Here is a 4,089-nt window from a genome sequence, read left to right as displayed (position 1 = left end):
ATTTTAGGTATTTAATTTAATTTGAGAAGTAATTTGCTATTCAGTTTTGAAAGAATTATTTGCTCCTGATTAGGAGTTTTTTTATTATTTAAATACTTAAATAATAAACTTTTTAATGAAAAAATTTTTATTAAAAAAAGCAAAAAAATGTTTATAATTTAATGGTAGCAACGTAGAAGGAGAGGGATGGAATTTAAAATTTTAGATTTATTTTCAGGTGCTGGTGGTTTTTCATCAGGTTTTGAACAACATAACGATTTTAAAACTAGTATTGCTGTAGATTTTGATCAAAATGCCTTAAAAACCTTTAAATTTAACTTTCCTAACACTAAAATAATTTGTGGCGATTTGACTTCAAAAGAAGTAAAGTTACAAATTATTGAAACTGCTAAACAAGAAAAAATAAATATGATAATAGGTGGACCACCTTGTCAAGGTTTTAGTTTAAAAGGAAAACTTAAAGGTTTAGATGATCCAAGGAATTTTTTATTTTTAGAATACTATAATTTAGTCAAAGAATTAAAACCAGAAGTTTTTGTTATTGAAAATGTTAAAAACCTTTTAAATACACTAGATGGTTATTTTATTAAGCAAATATATGAAAAATTTACTAATCTTGGTTATAAAATTAATTATGGAATTTTAAATGCTAAAGACTTTGGAGTACCGCAAAAAAGAGAAAGAGCAATTATTATTGGTTCTTTATCTAAAAACATTGAATTACCTATCAAAAATACAGAAAAAATAGTTACTGTTAAAGACGCTATTTCTGATTTAAATTATTTAGAATCTTCAGAAGGTTCTTTTGAAAGTAAATATTTATTCAAGTCTCAAAGTGAATATCAACAGATGTTAAGAGGGGATAAATTATTTAATCATCAAGCAACAAATCATTCACAAATTGCTTTAGAAAAGTTAAAAATGATACCAGCAGAAGGGAATAAAAATCATTTACCTAAAGAACTATGAGGAAAACAAAGATTCAATACAACTTGATCAAGATTAAAATGAAATGAATTTAGTCCTACAATTGATACTAGATTTGATACTCCTTCTAATGGAAAAAATTCTCATCCTGTTTTGAATCGTTCTATTACACCAAGAGAAGCAGCAAGATTACAAAGTTTTCACGATAGTTTTGTTTTTTTAGGACCAAAAACTAGTATTTGCAGACAAATAGGAAATGCTGTTCCACCACTTTTAGCAAAAGCAATAGCAACACAAATTGCAAATTCGTATAATCAAAAAGAAAAAGAAAGTAATTATAAATTATATAATGGTGATGCTTATAAAATAGTTGATGATCTTATTGAAAATAAAATTATGGTAGATCATATTATTTGTGATCCACCTTATAATATTTCAAAAGAAAATAATTTTTCAACTCTAAACTCACCAAGAAAAGGAATTTTGTTTGGACAATGAGATCAAAATTTTGATTTATTTAGTTGAATTCCAAAGTATGTCCAACTTTTAAATGACAACGGTTCAATAATTATTTTTTGTTCTTATAAATATATTAGTTTTATAATAAAAGAACTAGAAAATAATAAAATAGAAGTTAAAGATGTTTTAGTTTGACAAAAAAGCAATCCAATGCCAAGAAATATAAATAGAAGATATGTTCAAGATATGGAATTTGCAATTTGAGGTGTTAAACAAAAAGCAAAATGAATATTTAATAAACCAAAAGAAAAACCATATTTAAGATCGCTTTTTGAGTTCCCTATTGTATCAGGGAAAGAGAAAGTTGATCATCCTACTCAAAAAAGTTTAAAATTAATGGAAGAAATTATCAAAATTCATACAAATGAAGGGGATTTAATTTTAGATCCTTTTATGGGTAGCGGAACTACAGGGGTTGCTGCACTAAAATTAAAAAGAAATTTTATTGGAATAGAAAAAGATGAAAAATACTTTAAAATAGCAAAAGAAAGAATTGAAAAAATAAACATAAAATAATTTTATGGAGGTTTAGTATAATGGTAGTACAATGGATTCCAAACCCATTGGTAAGGGTTCGATTCCTTTAACCTCCGCCATATGTAAAAACACCAAATGGAGTAAAATGGAAAAAGAAAAAAACATATTTAATTATTTAATAAAAAATACGTCCAAATTTAATTTATCAAGTACAAATTTCTTTGAATTTTTAGATTTAAATGGAGCTAAAAAACTGATTTATGCTTTTGAAAAATTAATTTTTCAAGAAAATAAAAAACAAAAAATTTTTATTGCAAATCAAAATAGCGAAAAAGCAGATAAAATTAGTGAAATTTTTATTTCTTTATTTGAATTTAAAGATACTAATCAAATTACAACATTAAGAAAAAAAGATTCTATTTTTTTTCCTTTGTTTGCTTTTGCTTCTAGAAAAGTAGGTTTTGATTATTCTATTTATATTAGTGAAAATCCTTTAAGCAAAGAAATAAGTATTAGCTTTTATAAAGGAAATATGCAGTTTTTGAGCAAAGAGGAAATTGAAAAAATGAAATTTTATTTTGAATATGAAACAAATTTAGAATTTGAGAACATTCAAAAAAATAATAGTTTTTCAATTTTGAAAATTGACAATATTGTTGAAAATTTTGCAACCACTTTAATTAATGATTTTATGCTACGAAAAAATGATTCTAAAATTCTTAATATAGGTTTTTTAAATAAAAATAATGACATTAAATTATTACAACAAAAGATAGTTGGAAAAATGGATTTAAAATTTAATTATTCTCCTTTTAGTATAATTAAAAGTAAAATGATTAATAAACTTTACTTTAATTTATTTAAAAAATCTGATGTTTTAATAGATTATGAAAATGACTTTAATAACATTATTTTTTATGTTAAAAATAAAAATAAATATATAAAAATAAGTGATATTGAACTATTTATTACTATATGTCATTTTTTAAATACTGAATTAAATACTACCAAAATTTTAATGAATAATGAATTATTTAAAATAATAGATTTAGAAGTAATTAAACAGAGACTTTTAAATAAAGAGGGCAGTAACTTAATTAATGTCAATTTGGATTCTAAAATGAATATTACTATAGAACAAAAAACTTCTTTAGTTTTTGACAATCCTTTTAAAAACCTTATTTTGTTTTTAAATTTTCTAAATTATTGTAAAACACAAAATTTAAATTTTGAAAAAATACGTGACTTTTTAAAGAAAATTTATAAATACAACGAATTAGAATTTAATTCCTTAACAAGTAAAATTAATCTAGAAAAAACAAAAAATATTTTCTTTGAAAAAGGATATAAACTGATTTTTGAACATCAAAATGATTTTATGGAAACATTTTATTGTTATTTTGAAAATAAAATGAGTGAAAAAATTTGATTTTTTTATAACTTTTCTTTTTGTAATGCAAAAATTATGTATGAATCCAAAAAAAATGTAAAATATAATTATTTTATGCACAAATTAATAAAAAGGATTAAAAATGACAACAAAATTTAAACAAAAAGAATATAGATTATTAAATAATGGAAAATCCCTTGAAAAAGGAGATGTAATTTCTTTTAAAGCAACTAACACAATGTTTGAAGATGTAGAAATCAAAAATTTTGATAAATTAACAATTATCTCTATTTTTCCTTCTTTAAACACTAGAGTTTGTGATGAACAAACAAAAGAAATTTCTAAATTAGCATCAGAATTTAAAGAAGTAAGATTTATCTCTATTTCACTTGATTTACCAAGTGCTATTGCTGAGTGAAAATCAGTAAATTTATTACCTAATATTGAAATCTATTCAGACTACAAACATAGAGAATTTGGACTAAAATACGGATTTTTAATTGATCAAGTATTTTTACTAAATCGTGGTTATATAGTGTTAAACAATCAAAATAAAGTTATAGATTTTTCATACAACACAGATGTACATGAACAAATAAATTTTGAAAAAATTAGAGAAATTATCAACGAAAATATTTAAATTCAAAATATTAACTTTAAACTGACCAAGCGGTTTTTATTTTCTGCTATCATTGTAAAAATTTCACTTTTTTCTTAAAATATTGTAAATTATTAATCAAAATGTCCTTTTTTTAGCGATATGAAAATAATAATTA

3 protein-coding genes and 1 tRNA gene are annotated in these 4,089 nt (G+C 22.4%); all 4 read left to right on the top strand.

Annotation, left to right across the window (positions count from 1 at the left end; all coding sequences use genetic code 4):
• Nucleotides 1-186: 186 nt before the first annotated feature.
• The 4 genes from dcm to ACXX89_RS03955 all read left to right on the top strand — a co-directional run bounded on the left by dcm (nt 187) and on the right by ACXX89_RS03955 (nt 3,953).
• Nucleotides 187-1,962, top strand: a complete 1,776-nt coding sequence (dcm, locus tag ACXX89_RS03970; RefSeq protein WP_458557734.1) for a DNA (cytosine-5-)-methyltransferase — start codon at nt 187-189, stop codon at nt 1,960-1,962.
• 6 nt (nt 1,963-1,968) lie between these two features.
• A tRNA-Trp gene (locus tag ACXX89_RS03965) sits at nt 1,969-2,042 on the top strand.
• Between the two features lie 26 nt (nt 2,043-2,068).
• Entirely contained in the window at nt 2,069-3,472 is a 1,404-nt protein-coding gene (locus ACXX89_RS03960; protein WP_458557733.1) for a hypothetical protein, read from the top strand.
• Nucleotides 3,456-3,953 (top strand): redoxin domain-containing protein, encoded by a 498-nt coding sequence (locus ACXX89_RS03955; RefSeq protein ID WP_458557732.1) that lies wholly within the window; start codon nt 3,456-3,458, stop codon nt 3,951-3,953. Before ACXX89_RS03960 ends, ACXX89_RS03955 begins: the two co-directional genes overlap by 17 nt.
• Nucleotides 3,954-4,089: the final 136 nt, after the last annotated feature.

It is taken from the genome of Mycoplasma sp. 1012 (assembly GCF_054343455.1).
Note: the sequence above shows the minus strand (reverse complement) of the source record. Positions and strands in the feature narration are given on the sequence as shown.